We start from the raw sequence: 5,381 nt of genomic DNA, 5'->3' as shown, positions 1-5,381 counted from the left end.
TTTTTTGGTACTCCACTCACCATTTTCGGTGGGTGGGTATTTGCTGGCTGTCTCATTCTTCCGTCTGAGATGGTCAGTGCAAGCTAGTTTGAGTTTTTACGCTAGTGATTTGACTCGATGTCTATGGCTGATTGCCGGTTCGCCGGCCAATCTAGAGTCTTCAACGGAGAGTTTGATCCTGGCTCAGGACGAACGCTGGCGGCGTGCTTAACACATGCAAGTCGAGCGGTAAGGCCCCTTCGGGGGTACACGAGCGGCGAACGGGTGAGTAACACGTGGGTGATCTGCCCTGCACTCTGGGATAAGCCTGGGAAACTGGGTCTAATACCGGATATGAGCTCCTGTCGCATGGCGGGGGTTGGAAAGGTTTACTGGTGCAGGATGGGCCCGCGGCCTATCAGCTTGTTGGTGGGGTAATGGCCTACCAAGGCGACGACGGGTAGCCGGCCTGAGAGGGCGACCGGCCACACTGGGACTGAGACACGGCCCAGACTCCTACGGGAGGCAGCAGTGGGGAATATTGCACAATGGGCGAAAGCCTGATGCAGCGACGCCGCGTGAGGGATGACGGCCTTCGGGTTGTAAACCTCTTTCAGCAGGGACGAAGCGAAAGTGACGGTACCTGCAGAAGAAGCACCGGCCAACTACGTGCCAGCAGCCGCGGTAATACGTAGGGTGCGAGCGTTGTCCGGAATTACTGGGCGTAAAGAGCTCGTAGGCGGTTTGTCGCGTCGTCTGTGAAAACCCGCAGCTCAACTGCGGGCTTGCAGGCGATACGGGCAGACTTGAGTACTGCAGGGGAGACTGGAATTCCTGGTGTAGCGGTGAAATGCGCAGATATCAGGAGGAACACCGGTGGCGAAGGCGGGTCTCTGGGCAGTAACTGACGCTGAGGAGCGAAAGCGTGGGTAGCGAACAGGATTAGATACCCTGGTAGTCCACGCCGTAAACGGTGGGCGCTAGGTGTGGGTTTCCTTCCACGGGATCCGTGCCGTAGCTAACGCATTAAGCGCCCCGCCTGGGGAGTACGGCCGCAAGGCTAAAACTCAAAGGAATTGACGGGGGCCCGCACAAGCGGCGGAGCATGTGGATTAATTCGATGCAACGCGAAGAACCTTACCTGGGTTTGACATATACCGGAAAGCCGTAGAGATACGGCCCCCCTTGTGGTCGGTATACAGGTGGTGCATGGCTGTCGTCAGCTCGTGTCGTGAGATGTTGGGTTAAGTCCCGCAACGAGCGCAACCCTTGTCCTGTGTTGCCAGCGCGTAATGGCGGGGACTCGCAGGAGACTGCCGGGGTCAACTCGGAGGAAGGTGGGGATGACGTCAAGTCATCATGCCCCTTATGTCCAGGGCTTCACACATGCTACAATGGCCGGTACAGAGGGCTGCGATACCGTGAGGTGGAGCGAATCCCTTAAAGCCGGTCTCAGTTCGGATCGGGGTCTGCAACTCGACCCCGTGAAGTCGGAGTCGCTAGTAATCGCAGATCAGCAACGCTGCGGTGAATACGTTCCCGGGCCTTGTACACACCGCCCGTCACGTCATGAAAGTCGGTAACACCCGAAGCCGGTGGCCTAACCCTTGTGGAGGGAGCCGTCGAAGGTGGGATCGGCGATTGGGACGAAGTCGTAACAAGGTAGCCGTACCGGAAGGTGCGGCTGGATCACCTCCTTTCTAAGGAGCATTCTCCAGTCGAGGGGCAACAGAGGTTGTCTTCTTGCTGGCAGAGGCCGTTTAGTCCCCACATGTGGGACTGCGGTTGCTCATGGGTGGAACACTGACAAGCATTTTCTTCATTACCGCCGGCCCGAGTGTCGGTGGGAAGAGAGTTATATCGGCGCACTGTTGGGTCCTGAGAGAACACGCAAGTGTTACCTCGAAGGAAGAAACGACAACATCTGGGCGTGGTCATACCGCGGGGTTCTGCTCCGGCTGGTGCCACACGAGTTCGGGTGTTGTGTGTTGTTTGAGAACTGCACAGTGGACGCGAGCATCTTTGTTGTAAGTGTTTAAGAGCGTACGGTGGATGTCTTGGCACCAGGAGCCGATGAAGGACGTAGGAGGCTGCGATAAGCCTCGGGGAGCTGTCAACCGAGCTGAGATCCGAGGATTTCCGAATGGGGAAACCCAGCCACAGTGATGTGTGGTTACCCGCGCCTGAATATATAGGGCGTGTGGAGGGAACGTGGGGAAGTGAAACATCTCAGTACCCACAGGAAGAGAAAACAACATGTGATTCCGTGAGTAGTGGCGAGCGAAAGCGGAAGAGGCTAAACCATGGGTGTGTGATAGCCGGCGGGCGTTGCATTCGTGGGGTTGTGGGATCCGTCTTGTCAATTCTGCCGGATTGGCCGACAGTAAGAAATCATCGTGTTAGTCGAAGTGGTCTGGAACGGCCTGTCGTAGAGGGTGAGAGTCCCGTAGACGAAAACATGGTGACTGTCGTGACGGACACCCGAGTAGCAGCGGGCCCGTGAAATCTGCTGTGAATCTGTCGGGACCACCCGATAAGCCTGAATACTCCCTGGTGACCGATAGCGGACTAGTACCGTGAGGGAAAGATGAAAAGTACCCCGGGAGGGGAGTGAAATAGTACCTGAAACCGTGCGCTTACAATCCGTCAGAGCCTTCGCACCTTCGGGTGGGGGGTGATGGCGTGCCTTTTGAAGAATGAGCCTGCGAGTTAGCGGCATGTCGCGAGGTTAACCCGTGTGGGGTAGCCGTAGCGAAAGCGAGTCCGAATAGGGCGTTTGAGTGGCATGTTCTAGACCCGAAGCGGAGTGATCTACCCATGGCCAGGGTGAAGCGACGGTAAGACGTCGTGGAGGCCCGAACCCACTTAGGTTGAAAACTGAGGGGATGAGCTGTGGGTAGGGGTGAAAGGCCAATCAAACTCCGTGATAGCTGGTTCTCCCCGAAATGCATTTAGGTGCAGCGTCGCGTGTTTCACTCTGGAGGTAGAGCTACTGGATGGCCGATGGGCCCCACAAGGTTACTGACGTCAGCCAAACTCCGAATGCCAGAGTGTGAGAGCGCGGCAGTGAGACTGCGGGGGATAAGCTTCGTAGTCGAGAGGGAAACAGCCCAGATCGCCGGCTAAGGCCCCTAAGCGTGTACTAAGTGGAAAAGGATGTGGGGTCGCGAAGACAACCAGGAGGTTGGCTTAGAAGCAGCCACCCTTGAAAGAGTGCGTAATAGCTCACTGGTCAAGTGATCCTGCGCCGACAATGTAGCGGGGCTCAAGTACACCGCCGAAGCCGCGGCATTCACATAACACCCCGGATGGTTTACGGATCGTCCGGCAGTGGTGTGGATGGGTAGGGGAGCGTCGTGCAGCCATGGAAGCGCCGGAGTGATCCAGGTGTGGAGGCTGCACGAGTGAGAATGCAGGCATGAGTAGCGAAAGACGAGTGAGAAACTCGTCCGCCGAATGACCAAGGGTTCCTGGGCCAGGTTAATCCGCCCAGGGTGAGTCGGGACCTAAGGCGAGGCCGACAGGCGTAGTCGATGGACAACGGGTTGATATTCCCGTACCCGTGTGAACGCGCCCCTGGTGAATCAGTGATGCTAAGCGCCCTGAAGCCACTTTTGAACCTTCGGGTTCTCCGGTGGTGGATGCGCGTGAACCGATCTGGTAGTAGCCAAGCGATGGGGTGACGCAGGAAGGTAGCTGAGCCAGTCAGTGGTAATACTGGTGTAAGCGTGTAGGGCGTGACCTAGGCAAATCCGGGTCGCATATAGCCTGAGACGTGATGCGTAGCCGATTGAGGCGAATTCAGTGATCCTATGCTGCCGAGAAAAGCCTCTAGCGAGCTTTCACACGGCCCGTACCCCAAACCGACACAGGTGGTCAGGTAGAGAATACTAAGGCGATCGAGATAACTGTGGTTAAGGAACTCGGCAAAATGCCCCCGTAACTTCGGGAGAAGGGGGGCCTCTGCCGGTGACCGGACTTGCTCCGTGAGCTGGTGGGGGCCGCAGAGACCAGAGAGAAGCGACTGTTTACTAAAAACACAGGTCCGTGCGAAGTCGTAAGACGATGTATACGGACTGACGCCTGCCCGGTGCTGGAAGGTTAAGAGGACCGGTTAGCCAGTAATGGCGAAGCTGAGAATTTAAGCCCCAGTAAACGGCGGTGGTAACTATAACCATCCTAAGGTAGCGAAATTCCTTGTCGGGTAAGTTCCGACCTGCACGAATGGCGTAACGACTTCTCTGCTGTCTCAACCACAGACTCGGCGAAATTGCATTACGAGTAAAGATGCTCGTTACGCGCGGCAGGACGAAAAGACCCCGGGACCTTCACTATAGCTTGGTATTGGTGTTCGGTTCGGTTTGTGTAGGATAGGTGGGAGACTGTGAAGCATGCACGCCAGTGTGTGTGGAGTCGTTGTTGAAATACCACTCTGATCGTATTGGACATCTAACCTCGGACCATGATCTGGTTCAGGGACAGTGCCTGGTGGGTAGTTTAACTGGGGCGGTTGCCTCCCAAAATGTAACGGAGGCGCCCAAAGGTTCCCTCAGCCTGGTTGGCAATCAGGTGTTGAGTGCAAGTGCACAAGGGAGCTTGACTGTGAGACTGACAGGTCGAGCAGGGACGAAAGTCGGGACTAGTGATCCGGCACCGGCAAGTGGAAGCGGTGTCGCTCAACGGATAAAAGGTACCCCGGGGATAACAGGCTGATCTTCCCCAAGAGTCCATATCGACGGGATGGTTTGGCACCTCGATGTCGGCTCGTCGCATCCTGGGGCTGGAGTAGGTCCCAAGGGTTGGGCTGTTCGCCCATTAAAGCGGCACGCGAGCTGGGTTTAGAACGTCGTGAGACAGTTCGGTCTCTATCCGCCGCGCGCGTTAGAAACTTGAGGAAGGCTGTCCCTAGTACGAGAGGACCGGGACGGACGAACCTCTGGTGTGCCAGTTGTTCCGCCAGGAGCACTGCTGGTTAGCTACGTTCGGAAGGGATAACCGCTGAAAGCATCTAAGCGGGAAGCCTGTTCCAAGATGAGGTTTCTCACCCCCTCGAGGGGGTAAGGCCCCCGGCAGACCACCGGGTTGATAGGCCAGAACTGGAAGTCCGGTAACGGATGGAGGTGACTGGTACTAATAGGCCGAGGACTTACCACAAAGAAGCTACGCGTCCACTGTGCGGTATCTGAAACAACACACAGATACCATTCACCCCCAACACCCCACGGCTGTGCCGGCGGGTGGTTCGGGCGGGGGAATTGAATGTGTGACAGTTTCATAGAGTTACGGCGGCCATAGCGGAGGGGAAACGCCCGGTCCCATTCCGAACCCGGAAGCTAAGCCCTCCAGCGCCGATGGTACTGCACTCGACAGGGTGTGGGAGAGTAGGACACCGCCGAACATCC

Annotated in this window: 3 rRNA genes; all 3 read left to right on the top strand. The window is 56.8% G+C overall.

The features are described 5' to 3' along the window. Nucleotides 1-160: 160 nt before the first annotated feature. A 16S ribosomal RNA gene (locus tag EGT67_RS24950) occupies nt 161-1,679 on the top strand. 325 nt (nt 1,680-2,004) lie between these two features. Next, nucleotides 2,005-5,133, top strand: a 23S ribosomal RNA gene (locus EGT67_RS24945). Nucleotides 5,134-5,260: 127 nt separating this feature from the next. Continuing rightward, nucleotides 5,261-5,377: ribosomal RNA gene (rrf, locus tag EGT67_RS24940) — 5S ribosomal RNA — on the top strand. Together the 16S, 23S and 5S rRNA genes form the textbook arrangement of a ribosomal RNA operon. Nucleotides 5,378-5,381 lie beyond the last annotated feature (4 nt).

The organism is Prescottella agglutinans (assembly GCF_004011865.1).
GTDB classification, from domain to species: domain Bacteria; phylum Actinomycetota; class Actinomycetes; order Mycobacteriales; family Mycobacteriaceae; genus Prescottella; species Prescottella agglutinans.
This window is presented reverse-complemented; position numbering and strand designations above follow the sequence as displayed.